The sequence below is a fragment of the Amycolatopsis sp. NPDC114503 genome, assembly GCF_055633655.1.
This window is the reverse complement of record NZ_JBVKDT010000011.1, coordinates 1-23,160: the sequence shown is the minus strand read 5'-3', so window position 1 is coordinate 23,160 and position 23,160 is coordinate 1. Positions and strand designations below refer to the sequence as shown.

Genomic DNA, 23,160 nt, shown 5'->3' with positions numbered 1-23,160 from the left:
TTCCTGGGCCATTTCCCGTGAGCACTCGTGCGGCGGGCTCGCCGACGGTCCGGCTGCGGTGCCCGCCCGGCCTTCGAGCGCTCACACCGTGTTCGCGTCGGCGGCCCCGTCCGGAGCCGTGGACTGCCAGGCGGCCCTCAGCTCTTCCAGTGCCTCCCGCCTGCTGTCGGTGAGGGGGCATTCGTGGATCGAGACGCGGTTCGTGCGGGTGTTGGAGATCCCGCGTGTCCACAGCAGTCCGGCGGCCTCGTCGACCCACACCTGGGTGTCGTCTCCGCGTGCCAGCTCCAGCCGCTCGCGCGTCGCGGACTGCGGGATCTCGGGCACGGACCGGTCGCTGGGCAGCAGCTTCCACGGCAAGCTGCACATCCCCCTCAGGGCGTCGGTGAGGGCCTTGCGGCGCCGCCGGTCCAGTTCCGCCTGGTTGCGTGCGCGCAACGCGAGCACGGCCTGCTCGTGCTCTTCTTTCGTGGCCGCCCTGACGCGTGCGCTGTAGACGTGGCCGCGGTCGTCGCCCACGCCGAAGGACAGCCCGTCCGCGCTGAAGTGCTCCCGGTCGACTTCGACCGGGACCACCAGGCCGGACACGCGCACGCCGGACGGTTTTTGCTCCGGCGCTGCGAATTCCGGGTGCCGGGCCGGATCCCAGGCGGCGCGGGTGATCTGGCCGACGACGAACTTCTTGCCGCCGTGGCCCGATCCGCGGCTCACGATGATCTCTCCGGGCTGTGGGTCGCTGAGCACTGCGCTCTCCTCGCTGTCGATTGGCGACGGGTGAAGGCCTGCCGGTTCACCGGTCATCAGGGCTGCCGGACTGTCCGGGGCTGTTCGCGGTGTCCCGACCAGGCTGGCACTCCTCCCTAAAACATGTCATAGTTATTGTGACATGTTTTAGGGAGGAGTGCTGTGCAACTCGCGGACATCACCGTGGAAGCCCTGCGGGGCTGGGAGGTCCCGACCCGTACGGAGGTCACCGCCTACTGGGCCTTCGAGGACAACCCGCCCAGCCTTCAGGGATTCCGCATCCCTCACCGCTACGTGCACGGGGTCCTCCCGCACGACGGCTTGTGCGTCCTCGTCGACCCCGAGGAACGCTGGCTGTGGGCGAAGGTCCCGACCCGCAAGTACGGATGGCTGACGTTCGAGCAGATCCGCGAGTCTCCGGAACCCGCCGATGCCGACGTGATCCCGGACTGGGTGCGCGCCGCGCCGCGCAACCACCCGGCCGCTCCCGGCAGCACCGATCGGCAACCGCCGTTGCTCGTGCGCCGCCCGCTGGCTCCCGGCGAGGCGGAAACGCTGCTGGAGGAACTGATGCCGCCCGCCGCCGAATACCCGCTCGACGGGGCGGTGGCCTCGGTCGTGCGCCGCGGCGGCTGGGCTCCCGCCGATTTCCGGATGCTGTGGTGGGACGTCGCCACGCGGGAGGACGCCGCCGCGCTGGCCGCGCACCCTCCCTACTGGTGGCGCAGCCGAGGATGGCTCATGTTCACCGCGCCCGAGCCGCCGCCCCCGCTGCCCGCCCGCGCACTGGGCGAACTCGTCGCGCGCGGCGTCCGGCCCGACGTGACACAGCGCTGCGTCTGGCACGGGATCACCGACATCGACCGGATCGCCGCCCTGCGCCCGCCCGTCATTCCCGACGACGCGACCCGCATCGTGTATTCCGAGTCGGTCGACGTCGACCCCGTCGCGGCCCGCGACACCCTCGACCGGAACCCCGAGCATTGGCTGCGGGAGGTCAGCGTCGCCTCCGGAGTGCGGCCGCTGCACATCGCGTCCCGCTGGGCCGGCGACGGAATGCACTTCGCGGCGTGGTCGGACGGGCTGCTCGCCGAAGGCCGCGTGGACCCTCCGGCCTCGGTCCCGAAAAGCGACGCCGTCAACGAATGGCAGTTCCGCCATCGCGAATTCGAGGCCACGCAGCACCTTCTGCGCTCCATCCTCAGGGCCGACAACCGGGACGACGTCGGCGCGGACGTGTGGATGCCCTGGCTCGGGGCCGAACGCGTCGACGCCGAGGTCGTCGCGACCGCGAGCGCCGAGCGCCCGATCGGGGCCGACCGGACGGCCCGGCGGACCCTTGCCCTGACCGAGCACACCGTGCACCACTCCGACGGGCGTGAGCACCGCGTCTGGGACCTCAGCGAAGCAACAGTGATCGTGGGCTCGCGGACGTCGACCGACCCCATCGCCGAATCGCTGCGGCAGACCATGCACGCCACCGCCGAAGCGGCCCGGGCCGCTTTCGACGCGGCCGACGACGACCTCCCCCCGCTGGAGAACATCGAGGAGATCGCGGCGCGGGCGGGCATGACCCGCGACGCCGTCGCCCAGGCCCTCAGCCGGGCCAGGAAAGCGCGCTCCGAACAGATAGCGAGGAACGCCCGCAACCTTCGACCGCTTCCCGAGCCGCCGGTCCCGGTGAACGTCGGCCGCACAGGCTGGTACGACCCCCGCAGTCTCCTGGCCTGGCTGGACAGCCGCCCCGGTCACGGACCCGGGCGCGGACGGGTCGGACCATGACCCGACATCCGTCCCGGCCGACGCCGGGGCAGAGGGACTGGCGCTGCAGCGTGCAGGCTCACCTCGCCGTGCACGGACTGTACGGCGCGTGGGACCTCACCGTCGCGGGGCTGGACCTGCTTGCCGCCGAGCCGGCCGAAGGGCGCGGTTCGCGGAGGCGGACTCGGTGATGACGCGCTGAGCCGGGCGGGCTGCTCCAGGGGGATGAACCTGCGTCGAGCACGTTCAGGGCGCCCTTCGGCGCGGTACGGTACGTGACGGGTGATTGACCTGTGACCGTGGGTGATGGCCTGGCTGGTGCGGTGGAAAACGCGCGATCCGAAGGAGCGAAACCCCGATGGATGACGAGGAACTGGTGATCGGCGATCGGCCGCTCCCGGTCGTGTCGGACCGGGTGAACCTGGCGCACGGCGACCCGTCGACAAGCGGCGGCGGCGACGGCCACGGCGATCAGGGCGGCGACGGCCGGAACATTCCGGAGTGACCGCCTGACGATCGGACGGCGGCAGGCGGAGGCCTGCCGCCGTTTTCGTTGCTACGCGAGAAAAGGAGCGCGACCGGTGGATCACCTTCTGGTCTCCGCTGTCGAACAGGCCCTGGGATGGAAGGACGCCGACCCGATGGGCACGGGGTTCGCGCGCGGCGCGATGCGCGATCCCGCGTTGTGCCAACGGATTCTGACTCCGGCCAGGCTGCTGGATCTCGTCATGCGCCGGTCGCTGGAGTTTCCCCAGCTTCGGGTGTTCCAGCACGGCGAGGAACTGCACCCCGACCGCTACACCGCGGCGGTTCCGCGCCGGCGCGGGCCGGCGCGGACGATGGCGCGCATGGACCGTCTCGCGTCGTTGATGACGGAAGGCGCGACGGTCGTCCTGGACACCCTGGACTCGTTCGATCCCGCCATGGAGATCGCCTGCCAGGCGCTGCAGTGGTGGAGCCGCGAGCTGGTGCAGGTCAACACCTACCTCACGACGGCGACGGCGGCCGGGTTCGACCTGCACTGGGACGACCACGACGTGATCATCGTCCAGCTCGGCGGCGAGAAGTCCTGGGAAGTGCGGCCGCCGACGCGGGAAGCGCCGATGTACCGCGACGCCGATCGCGACGGGCGCGAGGCCAGCCCGCGCGAGATCGTCTGGTCCGGCACGATGCGCACCGGCGACGTCATGCACATCCCGCGCGGCTACTGGCACCAGGCGACTCGCACGGACCGTTCCGGCGACGGGGCAGAGTATTCGCTGCACGCCACGTTCGGGTTCCAGAAGCGGACCGGCGCGGACTGGTTGGCCTGGATCGCCGATCAGTCCAGAAAGGACGTCCGGTTCCGGCAGGATCTCGACCGGCACGGCGATTCCGGTGCGCTGGAAGCGCTCGCGGCCGAACTGGTGGCGCAGTACCCGCAGGAGGTCTACCTCCAAGCTCGCGAGGACGAACGACCGCTCCGCCGGCGGGTGGTGACCGGAGGGCTGTTCGGGGAGGTGCCCGACGTGGTGTGCCTGACCGACTTCCCGCCCAGGGTCGTGGTCCAGGAGGACATGGTGTCGGTGTACGCGGCCGGGAGGCAGATCGACTTCCAGCCGAAGGCCGAGCCCGCGCTGCGCCGTCTCGTGTCCGGCAACCCGGTGAACGTCGAGCAGTTGCACGCCGAGACGGGTGCGGCCCGCGCCGTCGCCCGGCGGTTGGTGGACCGGGGAATCTGCGCGGAACTCACGCCCGAGCTACGGGCCGGGTTCGAGCAGCTCGGGGAGTAGCCGTTCGGCAGCAGCGCGCGCGGGGCCGGACAGCGCCGTCTCTGAGCCGCGCCGCGTGGCGGCCCGGATCGTGTTCGCGCACTGGAGAAGCATTGCCAGCTTCCCGGCCCGGGTGTCCAGATCGGACGCGAACTCGGCGCGCACCCGGTCGGCAAGCGCGGGCACCGGCAGGGAGGACTGCCACAGCGTCGCGGCGTCCAGCCCGCGCGGAGCCCGCCCCCAGTCCTCCCAGTCGAGAATCGTCCCGTCCGTCGTCACGTTGCCCCAGTGCAGATCGGTGTGCGCCGTCGACCAGTCGTGCACCGCGGTGTCCAGGCCGCGCCCGAACACCTCCTCGATCCGACGTGTGACGTGCTCCTGCGACATGCCGACCCGGCGCGTGGGGTGCACGCCGAGGACGTTCAGCGAGAGGCGCAGCTCCGCCCACCACTGCGCGGGGAGCGCGAACGCGGCCGGCGGCTCGGCCACGGCCGGGGCGGTGATCAGCTCGACCTCGTCCGCGCGCCACACCGCGCCGCGCGCGGGGTCGCACCACGTGCAGGACTGGAACCACGCGGGCCTGCGGACTCCGCTGATCGTGTCGGCCTCTTCCAGCCCGATCCAGGACTGCCCGCCCTCGCGGTGCATCCCCCTCCGCTCGATCCGCACCCACCGGCCGTGGTCGGTCGCGAACCCCTCGGACGCGCCGGATTCGCCGTACCGCACGGAATCGCGGACCAGCCGCACGCCCAGCGCCCGTTCGACGTGGTCCAGGACGTCGCCGTGCTCGGCGGTGCGGACGTCGATCAGCGACACCGCCGCAGTCACCGGACCCATGCGGAATCACGCCAGGGGCGTTCGCCCAGCCGGACCGAGATGGCCGGTGTCGCCACGGTCGTCATGGCCATGCTTTCCTCCTGACAATGATGATCGCAACGGGGAGAGTTGTCCCTCTGTCAACGCCATCCGCCTGCGGGTCGGAGCATCAGTATTTCCTCGGAGGGCGGGCCGACGTACTGCTGGCAGTCGCACACCACGTGCTCGAACGAGACCGGTTTTCCGACACTGTTCCACTGGTTGGCACGGGTGACGGTGGCGCGGCATTGCCCGTCCTTGCCGTGGCTGGACAGCGGGTGGGAACAGGTGCAGGTCGGGAGCGTGTTCTGCGGCGAGTTCCGACGTGCGCGCAGACGAGCGAAACGGCCGACGATCCAGCCGGCGGCGAGGAGGCCGCCCCCGACGCCGAGGCTGATCGGGTCGATCATTGACGCTCCTGTTCATGGTGTGCCTGAAGAGAACGCGCGTGCGCAGAAGCCGACGCACGGTCGTCTGTCGTCAGCGTACTGCGCTGCGTCGGTTGAGCCTGCCGCGCGCGACGGATGCCGGGCTCCACGTTCCGGATCGACTTGCAGCACTACTCGTCAGGATTCTTGGTGTTCGAGGTCGGGGAGGTCGCGCAGCCGGATGCCGTCGGCGGGAAGGGTGCTGAGGTCGACCCCTTCGCGGATGAGGCGGGAGACCACCACGGAGGTCGATTTGCGCAGGTTGATGCTGTTGTCGAGGTAGAGCTGTGTCGTGGCCAGCGACGCGTGCCCGAGCTGCAGCCGGATCTGGTTGAGCGAGGCACCGGCGTCGTTCGCCTCCTGGGCGTGGGCATGCCGGAGCTGGTGCGGGTGCAGCCGTCCGGCATCGGCCAGCACGAGCGCGGCTTCGGCGACGATGGGGTGATCGGATGCGGGGTCGAGCAGGCCGCTGAGCCGGTTGAGGAGGTGGGTGATCGCCTGCGTCGACAGCCGCCGTCCGGTGCTCGAGGTGAGCAGCGGCTGCGACACGGCGGGCCGGTTGCCGACCTGTCCGGCGAGGGCGACGTCGGTGCCGGTGTCCGGAGGAATCCGGTCGGGCAGGTAGTCGTCGATGAGCGCGAGTTCGTGCTCGTCGAGCGCGACCCAGCGGAACTTGCCGCCCTTGCCGCGGACGTAGAGCGCGGGGACGCCGCCGGGTCCGGGGCGGTGCAGGTCGTCGAGGTCGAGGTTGCACAGCTCGGCCGCGCGCAGGCCGGTGCCGGGCAGCAGCTCGGCGATCACGCGGTTGCGGGTCCGCAGGGGCGAGGGGTCCAGCAGTGCGGCGACCTGCACTGCCTGCACTACGGCCAGCGGCGCGGCCACGGTCGGCGAGGCCGGGACGGCGGTGACGCCGAGATTGTCGCGGTCCTGCCGGGTGATCAGGTCGGCGAACACGATCGTGGTGTGCTCGCGGCGGCGCATGGCCGAGTACCAGGCGCTGATCGCGCCGACCCGGCGGTGCAGCGTGGTGTCCGCGTCGCCGCAGAACCGGCTGTACCGCGTCCATGCGTGCGCGAGGTCTACGTCGACGTCGGTGAACGGGTTGACGTCGACGGCCGCGCACCAGCGCAGGAACGACTGGGGCCGCGGGCCGGGTGAAGGGCGCCCGCGCTTGTTGCCGGTGACCGGCTCGCGCCAAGTCTGCATCGCCCGCGGCACGCCCAGGTCGATCGCGTAGTTCTTGGTGGTGTTCTCGCTGCCGCCTTTGCTGTGGCTGCCCTTGTAGCTCAGGGTCAGCCACTTCACGGTCTGCTCCAGCGCGAATGGCAGCCAGTCCGGCACGCCGGTGTTCTGCAGTTCCGGGTATTCCTGCACGAACGCCGGTTCGGCCAGTACGAGGCTGGTGCTCACGGTCTTCCTCCTCGGAGCCGGGGTGCGCGTTCGCGGTGGACGTCGGGACTTCGCGGTACTGCTGTGTCAGTGTCCGTCAGTCATGCCGCGCCTCGTTCCGATCGGCGCCGCGGGCGAGGCTGACGACAGACGTCGTGCCGTACGTGCGCTGGTGGCGGTTCTCGCCGCGGTGGCTGAGCAGCGTCCCTCCCAGGGCAGCGGCCACGCCGACCACGATTCCCGCGAGCGCCGCCGCACCGCGGGCTTCCTCGTTCTGCAGCGCACCCGGCCAGAGCAAGGGCGCCAGCAGCAGGCCGACAGCGAACAGCGCGAGGCATGCCAGGCAGAACGCCCCGGCCCGGATCACCTCGCGCTGGCGGGACCGCAGCCCGTTCCACCAGCGTCGCGGCGCGGTCTGTTTCTGCATCACGACGATCCTTTCCGTTCTTGAAGGCCGGGTTCACCACGGCGCATTCCGTCGGCGGCTGTCTTCGCCGCTGCCAACGCGCGCGGGGCCGGGGGCTCGAATGGCGGCTGGCTTCTTCTCGTCGGTTTCGATGTGGGGGAGAGGACGTTATCGCCGCCTCGGTTTCCGGTCGCGCAGGGCGCGCCAGCGGCGTGCTATCAGGTCGGCCGTGTGCGTCCTCTCGCCGGAGAAGGCGGGAGTGCGGCGGCGGAACACCGCGACGAATTGAACCCAAAACGAGGGGAGGCGGTGGGCCACGACGTCGGCAAGCGCTTCCTGGCCTGCGGCCGTCAGGACGTAGTAGCGGCGCGGTTTCTCCCCCTCGGCGAGGGTCCGGGGGTCTTCCCAGCCGTCGGAGACCCATCCGTCGTTGAGCATTCGCGTCAAAGTCCGGTACATGGCTGCGGAACGCACCCCGGATGCCCGGCGGAGCGGGTAGCCGAAGTGCCGCGCGTCAGGGTTCTGCAGCATCGTGGCGCCGATCTTGGCCAGCGCCTTGTTCTTGTTCACAGGAGGCTCCCTTGGCGGCCGGAGTTGGGCAGCGTGGTCAGTCGGACGTGACGTCGACGGGCGAGGTGGCGAGCAGGCAGACGCCCGCGGCGAGAGCCGATCTCACGGCTGCACCGGTCCTTTGTGGACCTGCACGGACTCGATCGGGTCGGGCTGGACGGCCGTTTCGCCGTCGGCGTGGACGAGCACCGCGTACGTGCCGGCGGCCGCGCCGAGGTCGGCGTAGACGTCCTCGATCGTCAGGTCGACGTGCGCGGCGTTGGCGTCGCGCTGGAACCCCGCGAGCTGGGACGGGCGGCCCTTCCATTTGTCCTGTCGCCCGATCCGGCCGCCGGGCAGCACGTAGTACGGCTTCGGCACGGACTTGTCGGTCTTCTCGGCGAACGTGACCAGCAGGGTCGGCGGGCCGGGATCGACGTCCACGACGACCGCGCCGTCGGGGACGTCGACGTGCGCGGCGTGAGCGGCCTTGCCCGGTCCGCCGCGTTCGCCTGGAAGGCCGACGCGCCGGAGCACGGCGGTCTCGTCCTCGACAACGATGATCGGCACGTCGTCTGCGATGCCGTGCTGCGTGCGCAGCTCAGCGAGCAGTCGGGCGGCGTCGAGCATCTTCGGCGGATCTGCCGGCGTGACATTCGCGAACGCTGCCGCGCTCTCAGGGTCCAGGTCGGGTGTCTGCATGTTTGCCGCCGCCTCAGCTCCCGGGATCGGTTTGACGGCGCGGACCTCGCCGTCCTGTCCGACGATAGTGAAGCATCCTTCTTTGCCGGTCACCGTGCTCCCTGCCTTTCGCATTCTCGTTCTTCGCTGGGCCGAGTCGGGGGTGATTTGGGGCGGCCGTCGCGCCGTCGGCGCCGACGAGAGCACCACGAGGGTTGGTTTCGGCGGAAAGCCGGAACATTGCGCAGGCCAACCGACATCAGGATGGCAGCAGTGTCGGGTGTTCGAAGGCGCGGGCGGCGTGCTCCGGTCCGAGAACGCGGTGGCAGCTCCCGCACAGGTCGTTGTCGGCGAAGGTGTCGACGATCTCGTGGTCGCCGGTCTTGCCGTCGAAGTACACGAGCACGGTGCGGCCGCAGAGTGTCGGCGTGGCCTTCCGCACGAGGGCTAAGGCGCCCTGGAACTTCTCCTCCTCGCCGAGCTCGGCCGTCGGCACCAGTTCTTGCCTGGTGTCCGGGTCGCGCGGGACGACCACGTGCACGCGGCCGCGGCGACGGTGTCGAACGAACTCCAGCTGGAGATCGCTGCGTCGGCTCAGCAGTTCGTGAACCGCGCTCACGCACGCGTCTCTTCGGCGTCAGCGTCGGCCTGCGTCGTATCGGTGCGCCGGAACGCGAGGCAGGCGGCGACGGCCCGGCGCTGGGCCAGCTCCCGAAGCCGGGCGCGCACAGCGTTTTTGTCGCTGCCGTCCCAGGTCGCGTACGGGTCGCCGTCGGCTGCCCAGGGCACGTGCTGGACCAGCGAGAGGTCGACGTCGGCGATATGAAACGACATCTGGCCGACGTCGGGGTCGGTCAGGAACAGCACGGTGCGGAAGCCGGGCTGGCCGTCAGCGTCGAGCGCGAGCCGCGGGTGCAGGGCCGGGTCGGCGGCGAGCACCGCGAGGAGGTCCAGCCGGTCGAGATAGACCGACCGCAGCCGCGCGTCCAGCTCCGCCACCTGCCGGCGCAGCTGCTCCGCCTCGCTGTCTTCCTCGTCTTCCTCGTCTTCCATGTCGAGCAAGGCGAGCGCGGCCTGCTGCATTTCGCACGCTTCCTCGTAGCCGAACTGGGCTCGCAGTCGAGCAAACACGTCCGGGAAGCGGGCCGGGACGTCGCCGACGTGTGATTCCCGGACGATCGCGTCAGCGATCTCGGCCGTTCCTCCGGACAGGGGCGGAATCACCTCGACCCCGGCCGGGGTCGGGCCGTGCTCCGTCGCGGTGTGCGGGATGTGCGCGGTGTCCGCGAGCTGGCTGTCCAGGCTGTTGGCCGCCATTCTGGCCTGGGTTGCGTCCGCGAACCCGAGGTACAGGGTGTCGTGGCCGGGGCGCACGATCCGCGCGCAGTACGGCAGCGGTTCGGCGGTCATTCCGGCAGACCCTCCTCGTGCTCGACAGCGCCGGGCCCCATTGCTTGGGCGACAGCGGCCCACATCATTGCCATCTGGCGTGCGCCGTCTTTCCTCTTGCCGTGCTTGTCGGCAGCGACTCCGGCAGGGAGCCAGTTTTCCTTCTCCCTGTGGGCAATGTCGGCGAGATCGCTGGCATCCTTCTGCAGCAGGGCGTGTTCCTCGGCCGCCTCGGCCCAGCGCAGGGCGTTGGCGACGGCTTCAGTTCGACTTGTCATCCGGCGTTTCTCCTTCGGGCGTATGGGTTGTGTGCAGAATTCATCCCTGGCTCGGTGGTGTTCCTGACGGGCGAGAGGTGGTGACCAAGGGCGGGATCCGGGGGGCAGCGACGACTGCACACCTCCGGCGGACGCCCGGGTCACGTGTGGTCAGGCCCGCAGCTCCTGGCGCAGTTCGGCCGCCGCGCCGCGGCACGTCGGGCAGTGGCCCAGATGAATGCCGATCCACTCGGTTTCCGTGTTCGAGAGTCCGTCGCGCGTCCAGGCGCCGAGGTTGCTCGCGGCCCGGCGACAGTCGCGCGGCCGGGCTTCCGGGTCGGCGAGGCACTCCTGGAGGTACGCCTGGCGCAGGCCTTCGCGGGCGCGGCGGGCGAGCGCGGACACCCCGTTCGCGGACAGGTCCATCAGCGGAGCGACCGTGCTGGCGGCCAGGCTCTCGATTTCGGTGTGCCACAGCACTTCCTGCCACCTCTCCCTCAGCCGGGCGAACGCCCGGGCGGCCAGGGTGCGCTCCAGCGCCTCGACGGCGGTGTCGCGGAACGGCTCGGAGATCCTTTCCGGGCTTCCGGACTCGATCGCGGCGGTCTCCACGTCCTCGGCGAGCTCGATCCTGCGGGCGAGGCGGGTCTTGTCGTAGGCGATGTGGCGCAGCACGGTCAGCAGGTATGCGCGGAAGGCGCGGTCCGGGCCCCGTCCGTTGTCGGCGAGCAGGACGTCGAGCACCTTGGCGAACGCCTCGGACACCAGCTCGTCGGCTTCGATGTCGCCGCGGGCGAGCTGCCGCGCCAGGTTGACCGCCGCGTTCCGGTGCCGGAGGAAGAGCTCGCCGTAGGAGCCGAGTTCGCGGGCCCGCACGTCGGCGATCAGGTCGGCGTCGGACTTCGCGGACGGCGCGGCCGGGTCCGGGGTGCCGGGCCCGATCCGGCGGAGGTGAGGCTGAGTCCATGCCCGGCGCGCGGCGGCGCGCTGGACAGGGACGGCGGTGGCCGGCTTGGAGCCGGAGGACACGATGGTGCGCACGGCAAACTCCCCACGAGACGTGATGCACGACGTGAGCTGCGACGTACCGGCCGGTGACTACGCAACGTTATTACTAGTACTATCCGAGGATTGCACGATGTGCGACGGTGCGCAATATTACTAGTACAAATAGCCGGGACTTGTTTCGGAAGGGACGTGTGGATGGCCGACCAGCCTGCGTACGAAGCGATCGCGGGAGTGCTGCGGACCGGAATCCTCGACGGCACGTATCCCCCCGGGAGCACGTTGCCGCGGCTGGTCGACCTCACCGAGCAGTTCGGCGTGGCGGTCGCGACGGTGCAGAAGGCGATCAAGGTACTGGCCGACGAGGGCCTGGTCGAGTCGTTCCGCAGGCGCGGCACCGTCGTGCGCGCGCAGCTGCCCCGCAAACTGATCGTGCGCAAACGCCTCGTCTACCGGGACGAACGCGGGTACTACTTCGACCCGCTCGCCGAGCACTGGGTAGCGGTCGAGGAACCGCTCGTCCGCACCGCGCCCCCGCCCCTCGACCTCGTCGGACTGCTGGGCACCGAACCCGAACAGCCCGTGGTGAACCGCGACCGGGTGATGGGCGACCAGGAGACCCGAAAACCCAACCACGTGTCGATCAGCTACGTGCCGCCGTGGCTGGTCGAGCGGATCCCGGTGCTGGGCGAGGCCGACACCGGGCCGGGCGGGATCTACGACCGGATGGAAGAGAACGGGTACGGCCCGCTGATCTGGGAAGAGCGCATCGGCGCCCGTGCGCCGTCGGACCGGGAGCGCAAACTCTGGCGGACGATGCCGCCCGGCACGCCGGTGCTGCGGCTTCGCCGCATCGCCCGCAGCCCCGCCATGCAGGTGTGCGAGGTCAACGAAACCATCGTGCGGGCCGACCGCTACGAGATCGGGTATCAGCTCGAGCGCTCGGAATCCGCCGCTCCCGAACGATGAGGCGCGCGATGCCGCTCCGGCAGCCGCGGCACTCCGACGCCGCAGAGCCTGCCCAGGGCCGGGTACGTCGTCGACTCCACCGGCGCACCGGTCCTTTGTGGACCTCCACGGAGACGCCCTGGAGTTAAGGACGCTGTCATCAGCCGCCGTTGCGAACGAGTCCGACGTCGCCCGCCAACTGCTGGCCTACACCAACCGCCGCTACGGCGAAACCGGCGCCAGCGAAAAGGTCCAACTGGAAGCCGACCGCAAGTGGTTCCCGATCGCCCCGGCCCGCCGGCCGCGGCTCAAGGCGATCGTCAACGGCGTCGTCGCCCGGATCCGCGCCGTCGACCCCGACCCGAGCGCGTGAACGCCACGAAACCGACGCCGGGATGACGCTATCGGACGACTGCGATGCGGTGCGCTAGAAGCAGACCATGAGGCGTGCACGGGAATTCAGACATCCGTGCAGTGCACTTCGGACATCGACAGCCGGCCCTTGCAAGGGCGAGCGGTCAGCCTTTCTCGTTGGCGGCCTGGTCGGCGAGCCGGATTTGGTCGCGCAGGGTCGAGCGCAGCTGGTTCTGGTCGACCAGGGTCCACGACCCTTGCCAGGCGGCCATCGCGGCGGCTGTGTGCAGTTCGCCGAGGTCCACGTCCCCGTCTGCGACGAGGTCTCCGGCCGCGGTGCGCACCACCGGAGGTGTGTCCTGCGGCGCGCGGGCCGTGGCGAGCTGGGCTTCCAGGACGGCCAGCGCGTACTCGCGGACCGGGGAGAGCTGGCTGCGGGCGAGCACGTCGGCGGTGCCGCGGTGGGTCTCCTCGGCGTCGAATTCCCAGCCGCCGTGGTCGACGGCGATGCTGCGCCAGGTGCGGAGCAGGTCGGACGCGGCGACGATGACGCCGCGGTAGAGGTGCGCGTCGACCTCGCCGATGACGGCGGCGGTCCGCTCCGGGATGCGGGCGTGGATGCCGTCGGGGAAGTCCAGGTAGGCGTCCACGAGCCGGTAGGCGGCAGAGCGGAAACGTGCGGCCGGGCCGGGAGCGATCACCGGTTCGCGCCAGCGTGCCCAGGGATCGCCGCTCAGATCGATGACCTGGATCTTCGGGTCGTTCATGGTTCCTCGTGTTCTGCTCGTCGGTCTCGGCCAGGCAGGCGAAGGGGAGAAGCCGGCCTTGAGAGAATCCTGGCGTGCCCGACGACGAAGCGCACCCGGCCGCGCAGTACCGGCCGGCCGCCGACGCCCTGAGCCGGATCCTCGCCCGGGACGTCGTGCTGCTCGGAGACTCCCGCGCGTACCACAACGTCCACTTCCGGGCAGCGGCTCCGCCGGGCGACCCGCTGTTCGTGAAAGTCTTCGACGACAAGGGCTACTGGAGCCGGGCGATCGCCGCGTCGGCGAAGGTCGAGCCGCTGGTGCGCACCCCGCGGCTGCTGGACCACGGATCGCTCGGGCCCGGCCGGTGGTGGATCAGCTACGAATGGCTGGACATGGAGCCGTTCGCGCCGACCGCGAGCAATCTAGCCTGCGTCGGAGAGATGCTGGGCCGTCTGCACGCCGGAACCGCCGGGGACACCGAGGGTTTCGCCGAGCACGACCTCGACGCCGAGATCGCCCGCCGCGCCGACGACCTCGCCGACGCCGACCCGGCGGCCGCCGACCGCGTCCGTGCCCTGCACGCGCGGTTCGGCCCCGCCGAACTGCCGGGCGACCCGGTGCTGATCCACGGCGACTTCCATTGGCGCAATGTCGGGCAGACCGGCGGCGTTCCCGTTCTCTTCGACCTGGAAAACGTGCAGGCCGCAGAGCCGATCGTCGACTTCGGCAAGCTCCTCGACCTCGACGGGCTGCCCGACCGGCGGCAGCGGGACGCGTTCTTCGCCGGCTACGAACGGCACGCCGCGCCGATCGCTCCCTGGCCCGAGGCCATGCGGACCGTGCGGCTGTGGACCACCTGCGGAGTGCTGGTGTACTCCCACGCGACGGACCTGTCCGACTTCGCCGCGCACGGCTACCGGCGCCTCGCCCAACTCGAATCCCTCGGCGGCTGAACGCCCCCTTCCCGCTCTCGGCGCAGGCTCGCGCCGGGACGCGTTCGCGCCCGGCGGCGCGGACGCCTTCTGTCGCTGGAGTGGCCGCACGACCACCGGAACGCGAGGCGGGGAACCGAAACTGGACGCAGAACGGCACGCAGTGTTCTTGCGGCTCGACCTCGAGCAACAGGCCAACACCGTGGTGAAAGTGCTTCCCGCCGCAGGCGGCGGCTGGCGGATGGCCTGGACCGAGGGACCCGACGAGACCCGGATGCGAGAGCTGGTCTCCTCGATCGAAGCCACCAGCCTCTCCCGCATCTCCCTGGACATCCGAGACTACGAACGCCGGCCCCTCCCGGACTTCGGCGAGCTGGCGCTGCACGCCTGCCGCACGCTGGGATTCTACCCGGACGCCGAACTCCCGGGCGTCGGCGCGAGCGCAGCCGCCGACCTTCAACGACGCCTTGCGGAGACCTACCGACAGCACGGCTACCGCGCCGACGCAACGACCCTAGCCCCGTGCTGGCCGGCACCCGCTGATCGACGCCCCCGGCCGACCGGGGCGCGGTCCGCGGCCGGCATCGACGCGTGAGGCACCTCACTTCTGAACGTCTTCTCGAAGACAGTGCCGCACCGGACGGCGAGCCACGGTTATGCGCATGACCGAAAACTCGAGCGGCCCCGCGGAGGCCGTGCGGCCTGAGTGCCCGTGCGCGGTGGCGGCCGACGCGGAAGGCCGGTGCGGCGCGTGACGGCCACCATCGACGAGCTGACGACGTTGACCACGTTCGCGGCGACCGGGTTCCTGCTGCTGGTGGGCCACAACGTGGCCGACCATGTGACCGGCCAGTGCGATTGGCAGGCAAAGGAAAAGGGCGCTCCGACCCCGGAGGAGGTCGCTGCGGGAGCAAATCCACGCCGGGGATGGCGGGCGAATCTGGCCCACGTGGGCCAGTACCACCTCACCCTGCTCGTCCTGGGCCTTCTCGCCTGGCTGGTGCTGCCGGTGCAGTGGTCGCTGGCGAGCATAGCGTCGGCGCTGGCATGGTCGGTCGCAACGCATGCGCTGCTGGATCGTCGCTGGCCGGTGCGGTGGATCCTGGAGCAGACCGGGTCACGGCAGTTCGCCCGGCTCGACGCCGGCGGCGTTTCCGGGATGTACGTCGCCGACCAGGCACTGCACCACCTGGCGCTGGGCGTGGCAGCCGCACTGCTGGCGGTGCTCCGATGATCGGACTCCGAGTATCAGCAGGCGGTCTTGCCCGAAGACGACAGCCGCAGGACAACTGCGCGTTCGCATGCGGGTCCGGATCCGAAGCGACGATTTCCTCCACGGCCAGCACCTCCGGTTTCAGCGATCGCAGCAACGCCAGCCGATCGCGTCGCCGCGGCCACACGGCTCCGTCGCGCCCCCGGCCGCGTCCCAGCGTCGGCGAGGAGGACGAGGAGGAGAACGGTATGGACGACGACTTGGAGCCGGATCTGTAGCGGCCCGCGCTCGGCCGGCCGAGCCGTTGCGGTCCGACGGTGGCTCACCGCCGTTTCGGGGGCCAGCGTTCGTGCAGGGTGACGCCGAGGTCGTCGACGGCGTCGGCGACGGTGCGGCCGGTCGGAGGGGAACCGGCGGGCTCGGGCAAGGGGTCAGGGTGTTGCGCACACTCACGCGACGTATTCGGCGTTTGAGGAACATCGGACTGTGAAACCAGCGGTCTCGTCCGGCTCACTGCATACGGCTTCCGCCCACGCCAGGTGCCCGGGCGTTGCGTCCGCGAGTCGTCGGGCGGCGCGGGTACGTTCGGGTTGATCACCGCGGCGGCAAGGTGCGCGGCGGGGCGAGGGGGCAGGGTGATGTGGCAGGCGTGGGCGCTGGCCGGTGCCGGTGCGGTCGTGGCGGGGTTGCTGCTCGGGCGGCGGATGCCGAGCACGCCCTGGTCCGGCTCCGGGGCATCGGCACCGCCGAACCGCTCGACGCCGCGGCGTTCCGTCAGGTCGCGCCGCTGCTGACCACTGCGGCCGCCGTCCTGTGCGATCCGAAGCCCACCAGGGCGCTGCCGCCGGGAACCCCGACGCCGCACCGCCGGATGCGCTCGCCCGAGACGTTCTGGTCCTACGACCCGGCCACCGCCGACGCGCTCGGGTAGCGCACGCCCCGCCGCCAGGCTCGCGATTGCCCGATCCCGAGCCCGGGAAGGGCGGTGTGCGGGCGTTGCCGCCGGGGCACCGGACCCGCTCGGCGGCGAGAATACGCCGGTTCCTGCTTCGTCCATTGTGGAACGCCTGACAGCGGCGACCCGCGACCTCGCCGCAACGGATCCGGCGGACGCAGTCGGCGCGCGACGTGTTCATGCCAGGACAGGTTTGAAGCCGCCCTGCTGCTGGTCGTCGCCCGAACCTGGACCCTGCCCGCCGCGGACCCGGCCGACGAGTTCTGGGCATCCAGCCGCCCTTCTCGAGTCGCGCGCGTTGGAGGATCCACCTTCCCGGCCCGGGATCGCACCGGGCTGCCAGGATGGGCGCGCCGAGTCACCACTCCCAGGGGAGCTTTTCCGTGCCCGAGCCTGACGACTTCGACCTGAACGCGCTGATCCGAGAGATCGCCGCAGGACACGAGCACGAGGGGGTGCACGTGGTCGACTTCGCCGATCTGGGCGGGCTCCCGCCCGAAATGCGCAAGGCCGCGCACACCCTCGGGGCAGTGAACGCGATCGTCGGCTACCGGCAGCAGTTGATCGAAGCCGCCGATGTCTACCTGGCCCGCCGGATCGCCGCGCAGCTCGCGGAAACTCCGCCGGACGACGGCGGCGGCGTTGACCTGTCGCTGGACGGCACCGCCCGGCAACTTGCCGCCGACGCCGACATCACCGTGTGGGAAGAGCTGTCTCCCAGCGGGTTGCGCGACATCCTCACTCTCGGCGCGCAGTGGCTTGCTTCCATCCAGCGCCGGTATTTGCCTGACGCACCCGAGACCAGGGCGGAAGTCGCGGGGATACTTGGCGACCAGCGCTCGCGCGAGTTGTGGAAGCTCGCGGACGAGGAGCTGGCGAAAACCGGCGACGCCTACGACCAGGTGCAGATGATCCCCGACAACCCGACGCTTCCGCCCCTGAGCACCTCGCCGACCAACCAGGCCGCGGCCGCGGTGGTCGCCGATTGCGACGCGCGCACGGTGCTGGTCATCGCGGCGTTCCTGCACATGGCGGGACGCGTGATCGAACTCAACGGGACCGACGCGTGGGACGAGTTTCTGCAGGCGCACGCGTAGCACTCGACGTGGTCCTGGGGGACGAAGAGGGAATCCGGCTCGTAGCGCAGCCAGTTCGCATTCGAGGATCCCGTACGCCGTTCCCCGCCGGGGACCGAACAGCGGCACGTGCGCAACGCGGAGGTTGACCGGGATCGCGAGGTCGAGCACGGCGTCGATCCCGTGCTCTTCGGGGGCTCAGGCGGAGGGCATCCGGGAACGGGCACCGACCGCAAATCCGTCCCTCCACATCGCCGTAAGAAACTCTGTCAGCTCGTCGATCTGCTCCGCCTTCAGCGTCTTCCTCAACGTTCCGTACCACTCGATCATCTGCTGAGCACGAGAGCCTGCCGCTGCCCGCAGGGCGACATTGTCGAAGCCGGCAACCTTCCCGGCTTGGTCGGGGCTGTTTCCGCTCGAGTTGTCGTGATCGGCGATCAGGCCGCGCAGGACGAAGAAGTCGGGGTGAGGCTGCGTCATGGAATGATTCTCCCTCTGTGATTCGGCGGCGTGGTCAGACTGCCGCCAGCCTGATCTCGGCGGTATCGCTCCAAATCCGCGTGTTGTGCGGCCATTCGATCAGCAGGCGCTCCTGCTCCGTGCCCCCGGCGTCGGTCGCGGCGAGGATGTTGGCGGACCTGATTACCCGCCCGGTGCGCCGCGACCGCCACGACCACGCTGACAGGTCCTTACCCGGCATCGGCGGGTGCGGCACAATCGGGAACCATGACCGTCACCGCCCGCGACATCCCCGGCCTGGTCGTCGACGACTCGCCCGACCGGCCCCCGCACCGGCCCCGGGTCACGTTCGAGCGCTCCGGCCCGGCGGTCCGCGCGGCGCTGAGGGCCACCGACGCGGACGACCTCGCGGAGTTCGAGCGCGAGTTCATCAACGCGATGACCGAGGCCGAGGACAGCTTCGACCTGGAGCCCGTGCACAAGGTCGTCGGATTCTGGCACGGGAAGGCGCTGCGCCACCTCAACCCGGAGATCGGCGAGTACACCGGCCCCGTCATCGAGCGCCTGCGCGCCGGCGACGAGTCCGATCTCGCGCCGGAGCACCGATGAGCTACGAAGTCCGCTACACCACCCGCGCCGCCGAGCAGAAGGAAACCCTGCCCCCGGAAGGCCAGCGTGCGCTGGCCGGGCTGGAGAAGCAGCTCGCCGACAACCCGTGGAACGCGGGCAGGGAAGACAAGGCCGACGGCTCGTGGCGGGCGAGCTTCGGCCGCTTCGGCGACGCCCAGTACGTGATCGGCGAGCGGGACATCGTGCGAGTGACCATGCTGTTCCTCACCTGGGCCGGCTGACCCTCGCGGGCGGCCGCGATGCGTTGAGACGCGGGAGACGACGTCGTTGCGGGCAGCACCCCCCGCGCCGCAGACCGGCGCGTGTCTTCCCGCACGCCGAACGGTCATTGCGCGGCGGGCCGACGGTGCCCGCGGGGCAGGAGCATCCCTGCGTAGAGCGGGCCGATCGCCGCGGTAGCACCGCCGTAGACCGGGCCGATCGCCGGACTCGCCGGGTGCATCGCATGGAAGCCGAGGGCCGCGTACACGCCGATGACCGCCGCGCCGACCAGCAGCGTCGGGCGCAGGGACGACGGAGGCTGCGAATCCTTCGCCCGCAGAGTCCACAACCCCGCCAGCGACGCCAGGTGCAGCGTCGTCGTCCCGGCGTAGGCGATGACCGGCGTCATCGGCGCTTGCCCGTGGGTGAGCCGCCAGCCGATGTACAGGCTCGCGGCCCCGCCGGACAGCACCACTCCCACGATGCCGACGATCAGCTGCGCCGCCGACAACCGGCCGGATTCGGTCGTGTCCATGAGCGGCCACAGTACGCACCATCCACCGGGTTCCCCGACCGAGTGAACCCCGCGCCGTCCTGACCCGCACGACGGGGGTGTCGCCCGTTGTCGTTGCACCGCAAGCCAAACCGCACACACGACACGCGGAACAGCGGGTTTCAACGCGCCACGCCGCACGCCGGTGGCGTTGCGATCGCGTCATGAGGCAGGCTGTCGGCTCCGCCGCCGGAGAGGAGCCCCGCACGCCATGACCGAACCCGGTTTGCCGCCCGTTCCCGTTCCCCCGCCGGCGTTCTGGACGTGGGGACCATCGCGGAAAGGGTTCGGCGGCTACGGCGGCGCCTGCACGCACGGCCCGATGAGCTTCGCCGTCACCGCGAACCAGCGCCACGACAGCCGCTGGGAACTGCACGCCGCCTGCACCGTCGCCGGGGTGAAGACCGCGACCCAGAACTGGGAAGCCGAGAGCCTGGCCTGCACCCCGGACGGCATCGTCGCCGAGGTCGCGGGACGCGACGTCTTGCGCCAGCTGGCCCGGACCACCCGCGCCAGGGTCGCCGAGGCCGCGCGCCTCCTCGAGGAGTTCGACGTGCTCGCCCGCGCCGACGCCGCCGGGCCGAGCGCGCCGTCGTCGGCGACGGAACAGGATCCCGGCGGCACCGGCAATCCCCGGGACCTGCCCGGAGGCCGTTGAGCGGTCCGCGCCGACCCCGGCCGCCAGGCGCCGGGGGAAGGTCGCGGATTTGCCCGCAACGGCGGATCATCACCGGACATGGACAGCGCTCGGAGCGACCTGGCGATGACGGCTGGGACGACGCCCGATCCGTTCCAGCGGCGTCTTCTCGCGTGGCTGGAGGACAACGCCGCCCCGTACCGTGCGGCTGGCATCCAACGGGGCTGGCGTCACCCCACGCTGTTCGACCTGCTGCTGGCGGAGGGCCGGTGGTTCGCCGCGCCCGCAGACGGCGAAGCCGACCCGGACGCGATGCAGGTCTGCTACGCCGCGTCCGCCCGCCTCGCCCGCCGCCGGGGCTTGGCCTACGTCGAGGGCTACGCGCTGGCCGAAGTGGGCGAGAGTCTCCAGGTGATGGAGCACGCGTGGTGTTCCACTCCTGACGGCGTCGCGGTCGACCCGGCCTGGGGAGCCGGCGGAGGGAAGGCCTACCTGGGGATCGCTATCACCGAGGCGTTTCGGGCCTTGGTGACGCGCCGGGCCCGCTGCGCGGCCGCGATCCACGCCTACGAAGCCGACCGGTTCCGCCTGCTCGAGCACGGCCTGCCGCCGGACGCGGTACTGGACCTCGGAATCCCCGCTGTGGCGCGGTGACGGCGGGTCAGTCGAGGTCGTCGTCTTCGATGAGGAAGCTTGCCCAGGGCTCACTCGCCGCCCACGGTCCTGCGAGGGCGACGGGGCTGGAATGCTGTGCGGCATGAGCGAGCGGGGCAAGCCGACCTGGCAGCCGATCGAGATGCTGCCGGTGCTGGCGAACGTGGTGACCGAGATGCTCGACGGCGCCGCCGAGCAGGAACGGCTGCTGCGCGGGGCGCCGCAGTACGGCCTCGATAGCGCCACCCTCGACCATGTCGAGCAGGTCTACCGCGACGGTGCCGCCGACCACGGCTTCTGCCGCGAACAAGCGGCCCGCTGGCAGCGCTCGCATCCCGGTGCGCCCGGCGTGGCCGAGTTCGCCGCGAGGGTCGCCGAGCTCGAACCCGCCTACACACGCCTGCTGGAGCTGGCCGCGCAGCGCCGCGGCGACACGATCGAGGCGCTGCACGCGAAGGCCGACTTCGAGGTCGGCGCGGAATCCCTGCTGGAGGGCGAGGTTGCGCGGGACGGTGCCGAGCCGGACGAGCGCAGTGCCGGTCGGCGCGGGTCGGTCGGCGCGCTGGTGTTCGACCTGATCGGCGGCTACCTCGACCAGGAGCGGGACCGGGTGGAACGGATCGCAGGGCAGGTCGCCGCGACCGACCTGGTCGGCGAGGCGATCGAGGAGACGATCCGGTTCACCGCGTTCCTCACCGAGCAGGGCGAAGCCGTCGGTGCTCGCCTGCGGGTGGACGAGCTCCGGGCCGAGGTCCTGTCCCAGCTGGGCATGGCCCTTCCGCCGCATCACGAACTCGCGGTCGTGGCCGCGCTGGACCACTTCCTCGACGGCAACCCCGGCCAGGCGGCCGACGCGTTCGGCGACGGCGCGAACGGCGATCTGGTCGCCCTGCACGCCTTGGCCGCCTACACCGCGGTCCTCGGCGGGCGTCTGTACCCGCCCGGCGAGTTCACCTCGACCACCCTCACCGTCATGGGCTCACTGCTGTACCAGCGCAGCTGACCGAGACCCGCGCCTACTGACGATTGCAGGCCGAGGTCGGCGGGAAGGCTCATGCGTTTCACGCGCTCGCGGTCTCGACGGCCCCCGGGCGGCCTGGTCGTGCCATCCTCAATGGACAGAAGAACGCCCCTGCGGGATTCGTTCGCTGTTCTGGTTGCGCTGCCTCGTGAAACCGGTGCCCCGGAGACACGTTGTGCTAGCGTCGTCGTGCTGCCTGCGCGACCGTGGCTGTGCCGCGCATCCTCGCTGGCGGTGGCTAGGCCGGTCGCCCGTCCCTGCACCTCAGGCAACCAGCGACCGGCCCACCAAAGCACTTCTCGCTCTCCGCGCCGGGGTCGTCAGGTGCGCGCTGGCCAGGCGGCGGCGCGCGACCACGACCAGCGCACTGCAGTGGAGGCTTGAGATGGCGCTAACGGATCCGATGTCCGCTCTCCGGCGAAACACGCCGTGCGGAAGGGAAAACGCCACTTCGTGGACGTTCGTCTTTTTTCTCGGACGAAGCGCTGTCGGCTGGCAGTGAGGTGCCGCAGTGAACAGGCATCCGCTGCTGCCCGCCGGTGAGTATCCGCTTGAGTGGCGACTCGCCGACGGCTCGTCGGTGTCCGGCGTGCTGACGCTGGCAGGCGCGGAGAACGTCACCGGCATGGCCTACGGCTTGCCGGCCGAGCCGCCTTCGGCGGACATCACAGCGAAGATCGATCCGTCGTGGACCGTGTGGGAGCCGAGCATCAAGCCGTACGGGGTGGTCCGCGGGGAACTGCGCAACAACCTCGACGTCGTGTTTCCCGAGGCTCACGTTTCCCATCAGGCACCGGGGCAGTCCCTGCTGCTGGCCGAACTCGCCGTCGTCGGGCCGAGACTGCGTGAGAATACCGACCTGGTCTTCGACGAGATCACCTTTCAAGCAGGCGGCCTGACCGAGCTGTCCGGCACAACCCCGCTCAAGACCTACCGGTACATCACGCAATTCGACGACGGTGCATCCTTCGGCGGGACATGGAACGCTGATTCCGCTCAGGAATGGACTGGTGCAGACGGCGACACACTGAGGATGCACTACCTGGCGTCGTCCACCGGACCGCAGCTGTACAAACTCTCGTTCACCACGACGCCAGTCATCACGGTGACCGGCAGGGCTCGGCCGCTTCGGGAGTGGATGACGACCTACGTCCGCCCGGTCGCCGAACTGACATCCTTCGCCACCGGCAAGCCTCAACCTGTGACATTCGCCAGCGTCAAGATCGGCGGCCGCGACGAATCCTCCGTCTAGGCCCGGGACTCCCGAAGCTGACCCGAGCCGCAAAGTAAGAGTTTGTTCCTGGTCAGGGATGGCCGCGGTCGTGCTGGTGCGGGGGTGCGGGGTCGGCGCATGCTGGAGGACGTGCGGACGCGGGATGTGCGGATCGGCGACACCTACGTGGTCGAGGTGCCGTACTCCTTGCCGCAGTCGAGGTATCCGGTGAGGAGCGAGGTCGGGGGCTTTGCGGAGTGGTGGCAGCTGCAAACACTGCGCGGCGGGCGGTTCCGGCTGACCGTGACCGAACTCGACGCCGAGTCCGCGCCGCCGATGGCGGAGGGGAT

At 70.6% G+C, this 23,160-nt stretch carries 31 protein-coding genes; 17 read left to right on the top strand and 14 right to left on the bottom strand.

The features are described from left to right. Positions 1-81: 81 nt before the first annotated feature. On the bottom strand, positions 82-744 hold the full coding sequence (locus tag ACZ7OI_RS36770; RefSeq protein WP_470268702.1) for a hypothetical protein: 663 nt from the start codon (positions 742-744) through the stop codon (positions 82-84). Positions 745-906: 162 nt separating this feature from the next. On the opposite strand from ACZ7OI_RS36770, the gene ACZ7OI_RS36765 reads away from it, so the two are divergent. The 3 genes from ACZ7OI_RS36765 (at position 907) to ACZ7OI_RS36755 (ending at position 4,277) form a co-directional block, all read left to right on the top strand. After that, positions 907-2,526, top strand: a complete 1,620-nt coding sequence (locus ACZ7OI_RS36765; protein ID WP_470268701.1) for a hypothetical protein — start codon at positions 907-909, stop codon at positions 2,524-2,526. A gap of 337 nt (positions 2,527-2,863) precedes the next feature. Next, a complete protein-coding gene (locus ACZ7OI_RS36760; protein ID WP_470268700.1) occupies positions 2,864-3,010 on the top strand; it encodes a hypothetical protein in 147 nt (48 codons plus the stop codon). 76 nt (positions 3,011-3,086) lie between these two features. Next, positions 3,087-4,277: a JmjC domain-containing protein gene (locus tag ACZ7OI_RS36755; protein ID WP_470268699.1), complete on the top strand. Its 1,191-nt coding sequence runs from the start codon at positions 3,087-3,089 to the stop codon at positions 4,275-4,277. Here ACZ7OI_RS36755 and ACZ7OI_RS36750 read toward each other — a convergent pair. The 10 genes from ACZ7OI_RS36750 to ACZ7OI_RS36705 all read right to left on the bottom strand — a co-directional run bounded on the left by ACZ7OI_RS36750 (position 4,245) and on the right by ACZ7OI_RS36705 (position 11,251). Further along, entirely contained in the window at positions 4,245-5,093 is an 849-nt protein-coding gene (locus ACZ7OI_RS36750; RefSeq protein ID WP_470268698.1) for a hypothetical protein, read from the bottom strand. The two genes, ACZ7OI_RS36755 and ACZ7OI_RS36750, sit on opposite strands and share 33 nt — an antisense overlap. A 119-nt stretch (positions 5,094-5,212) precedes the next feature. Continuing rightward, entirely contained in the window at positions 5,213-5,521 is a 309-nt protein-coding gene (locus ACZ7OI_RS36745; RefSeq protein ID WP_470268697.1) for a hypothetical protein, read from the bottom strand. Between the two features lie 156 nt (positions 5,522-5,677). Then, positions 5,678-6,949 carry a tyrosine-type recombinase/integrase gene (locus ACZ7OI_RS36740; RefSeq protein WP_470268696.1) on the bottom strand — a complete coding sequence of 424 codons (1,272 nt, stop codon included), beginning with the start codon at positions 6,947-6,949 and terminating at the stop codon, positions 5,678-5,680. A gap of 76 nt (positions 6,950-7,025) precedes the next feature. Beyond that, positions 7,026-7,355, bottom strand: a complete 330-nt coding sequence (locus tag ACZ7OI_RS36735; RefSeq protein ID WP_470268695.1) for a hypothetical protein — start codon at positions 7,353-7,355, stop codon at positions 7,026-7,028. A gap of 147 nt (positions 7,356-7,502) precedes the next feature. Next, the gene (locus ACZ7OI_RS36730) at positions 7,503-7,904 is read right to left on the bottom strand and encodes a PadR family transcriptional regulator (protein WP_470268694.1); all 402 of its coding nucleotides are present in this window, start codon (positions 7,902-7,904) and stop codon (positions 7,503-7,505) included. Between the two features lie 102 nt (positions 7,905-8,006). Continuing rightward, on the bottom strand, positions 8,007-8,678 hold the full coding sequence (locus tag ACZ7OI_RS36725) for a hypothetical protein (protein WP_470268693.1): 672 nt from the start codon (positions 8,676-8,678) through the stop codon (positions 8,007-8,009). Positions 8,679-8,823: 145 nt separating this feature from the next. Next, positions 8,824-9,183, bottom strand: a complete 360-nt coding sequence (locus ACZ7OI_RS36720; protein ID WP_470268692.1) for a hypothetical protein — start codon at positions 9,181-9,183, stop codon at positions 8,824-8,826. After that, positions 9,180-9,974, bottom strand: a complete 795-nt coding sequence (locus tag ACZ7OI_RS36715) for a hypothetical protein (RefSeq protein ID WP_470268691.1) — start codon at positions 9,972-9,974, stop codon at positions 9,180-9,182. The genes ACZ7OI_RS36720 and ACZ7OI_RS36715 overlap by 4 nt, the downstream gene beginning before the upstream one ends. Beyond that, the gene (locus tag ACZ7OI_RS36710; protein ID WP_470268690.1) at positions 9,971-10,231 is read right to left on the bottom strand and encodes a hypothetical protein; all 261 of its coding nucleotides are present in this window, start codon (positions 10,229-10,231) and stop codon (positions 9,971-9,973) included. The genes ACZ7OI_RS36715 and ACZ7OI_RS36710 overlap by 4 nt, the downstream gene beginning before the upstream one ends. A gap of 150 nt (positions 10,232-10,381) precedes the next feature. Continuing rightward, positions 10,382-11,251, bottom strand: a complete 870-nt coding sequence (locus ACZ7OI_RS36705; protein ID WP_470268689.1) for an RNA polymerase sigma factor — start codon at positions 11,249-11,251, stop codon at positions 10,382-10,384. Between the two features lie 162 nt (positions 11,252-11,413). On the opposite strand from ACZ7OI_RS36705, the gene ACZ7OI_RS36700 reads away from it, so the two are divergent. Both ACZ7OI_RS36700 and ACZ7OI_RS36695 read left to right on the top strand, forming a co-directional pair. Continuing rightward, positions 11,414-12,184 carry a GntR family transcriptional regulator gene (locus ACZ7OI_RS36700; RefSeq protein ID WP_470268688.1) on the top strand — a complete coding sequence of 257 codons (771 nt, stop codon included), beginning with the start codon at positions 11,414-11,416 and terminating at the stop codon, positions 12,182-12,184. Between the two features lie 97 nt (positions 12,185-12,281). Then, the gene (locus ACZ7OI_RS36695; RefSeq protein WP_470268687.1) at positions 12,282-12,536 is read left to right on the top strand and encodes a hypothetical protein; all 255 of its coding nucleotides are present in this window, start codon (positions 12,282-12,284) and stop codon (positions 12,534-12,536) included. Positions 12,537-12,681: 145 nt separating this feature from the next. Here ACZ7OI_RS36695 and ACZ7OI_RS36690 read toward each other — a convergent pair whose 3' ends face one another. Beyond that, on the bottom strand, positions 12,682-13,284 hold the full coding sequence (locus ACZ7OI_RS36690; protein ID WP_470268686.1) for a hypothetical protein: 603 nt from the start codon (positions 13,282-13,284) through the stop codon (positions 12,682-12,684). A gap of 74 nt (positions 13,285-13,358) precedes the next feature. Here ACZ7OI_RS36690 and ACZ7OI_RS36685 point away from each other — a divergent pair, with 74 nt between their 5' ends. The 5 genes from ACZ7OI_RS36685 to ACZ7OI_RS36665 all read left to right on the top strand — a co-directional run bounded on the left by ACZ7OI_RS36685 (position 13,359) and on the right by ACZ7OI_RS36665 (position 17,463). Further along, complete coding sequence (locus tag ACZ7OI_RS36685; protein ID WP_470268685.1) at positions 13,359-14,219, top strand: phosphotransferase; 861 nt, start codon at positions 13,359-13,361, stop codon at positions 14,217-14,219. A 148-nt stretch (positions 14,220-14,367) separates the two neighbouring features. Next, positions 14,368-14,793, top strand: coding sequence for a hypothetical protein (locus tag ACZ7OI_RS36680; protein WP_470268684.1), 426 nt, complete (start codon positions 14,368-14,370; stop codon positions 14,791-14,793). A gap of 156 nt (positions 14,794-14,949) precedes the next feature. Then, positions 14,950-15,432 carry a hypothetical protein gene (locus tag ACZ7OI_RS36675; RefSeq protein WP_470268683.1) on the top strand — a complete coding sequence of 161 codons (483 nt, stop codon included), beginning with the start codon at positions 14,950-14,952 and terminating at the stop codon, positions 15,430-15,432. A 628-nt stretch (positions 15,433-16,060) separates the two neighbouring features. Further along, a complete protein-coding gene (locus tag ACZ7OI_RS36670) occupies positions 16,061-16,342 on the top strand; it encodes a hypothetical protein (protein ID WP_470268682.1) in 282 nt (93 codons plus the stop codon). A gap of 407 nt (positions 16,343-16,749) precedes the next feature. After that, the gene (locus ACZ7OI_RS36665) at positions 16,750-17,463 is read left to right on the top strand and encodes a hypothetical protein (protein ID WP_470268681.1); all 714 of its coding nucleotides are present in this window, start codon (positions 16,750-16,752) and stop codon (positions 17,461-17,463) included. 177 nt (positions 17,464-17,640) lie between these two features. On the opposite strand, the gene ACZ7OI_RS36660 is transcribed toward ACZ7OI_RS36665, so the two are convergent. After that, on the bottom strand, positions 17,641-17,922 hold the full coding sequence (locus ACZ7OI_RS36660) for a hypothetical protein (RefSeq protein ID WP_470268680.1): 282 nt from the start codon (positions 17,920-17,922) through the stop codon (positions 17,641-17,643). A 246-nt stretch (positions 17,923-18,168) separates the two neighbouring features. Between ACZ7OI_RS36660 and ACZ7OI_RS36655 the strand changes: the two genes are divergently transcribed. Continuing rightward, positions 18,169-18,510: a DUF6247 family protein gene (locus tag ACZ7OI_RS36655; RefSeq protein ID WP_470268679.1), complete on the top strand. Its 342-nt coding sequence runs from the start codon at positions 18,169-18,171 to the stop codon at positions 18,508-18,510. Continuing rightward, on the top strand, positions 18,507-18,752 hold the full coding sequence (locus tag ACZ7OI_RS36650; RefSeq protein ID WP_470268678.1) for a type II toxin-antitoxin system RelE family toxin: 246 nt from the start codon (positions 18,507-18,509) through the stop codon (positions 18,750-18,752). Before ACZ7OI_RS36655 ends, ACZ7OI_RS36650 begins: the two co-directional genes overlap by 4 nt. 104 nt (positions 18,753-18,856) lie before the next feature. Here the strand turns inward: ACZ7OI_RS36650 and ACZ7OI_RS36645 are convergent, their stop codons facing one another. Beyond that, positions 18,857-19,267, bottom strand: coding sequence for a hypothetical protein (locus ACZ7OI_RS36645; RefSeq protein ID WP_470268677.1), 411 nt, complete (start codon positions 19,265-19,267; stop codon positions 18,857-18,859). Between the two features lie 229 nt (positions 19,268-19,496). Between ACZ7OI_RS36645 and ACZ7OI_RS36640 the strand changes: the two genes are divergently transcribed. The 5 genes from ACZ7OI_RS36640 to ACZ7OI_RS36620 form a co-directional block, all read left to right on the top strand. Beyond that, on the top strand, positions 19,497-19,943 hold the full coding sequence (locus tag ACZ7OI_RS36640; RefSeq protein WP_470268676.1) for a hypothetical protein: 447 nt from the start codon (positions 19,497-19,499) through the stop codon (positions 19,941-19,943). A gap of 78 nt (positions 19,944-20,021) precedes the next feature. Then, positions 20,022-20,576 carry a hypothetical protein gene (locus ACZ7OI_RS36635; RefSeq protein WP_470268675.1) on the top strand — a complete coding sequence of 185 codons (555 nt, stop codon included), beginning with the start codon at positions 20,022-20,024 and terminating at the stop codon, positions 20,574-20,576. A 103-nt stretch (positions 20,577-20,679) separates the two neighbouring features. Then, the gene (locus ACZ7OI_RS36630; protein ID WP_470268674.1) at positions 20,680-21,579 is read left to right on the top strand and encodes a hypothetical protein; all 900 of its coding nucleotides are present in this window, start codon (positions 20,680-20,682) and stop codon (positions 21,577-21,579) included. 529 nt (positions 21,580-22,108) lie between these two features. After that, entirely contained in the window at positions 22,109-22,849 is a 741-nt protein-coding gene (locus tag ACZ7OI_RS36625) for an ApeA N-terminal domain 1-containing protein (protein WP_470268673.1), read from the top strand. A gap of 99 nt (positions 22,850-22,948) precedes the next feature. After that, the coding region (locus ACZ7OI_RS36620) for a hypothetical protein (protein ID WP_470268672.1) at positions 22,949-23,160 on the top strand (212 nt) is incomplete at its 3' end.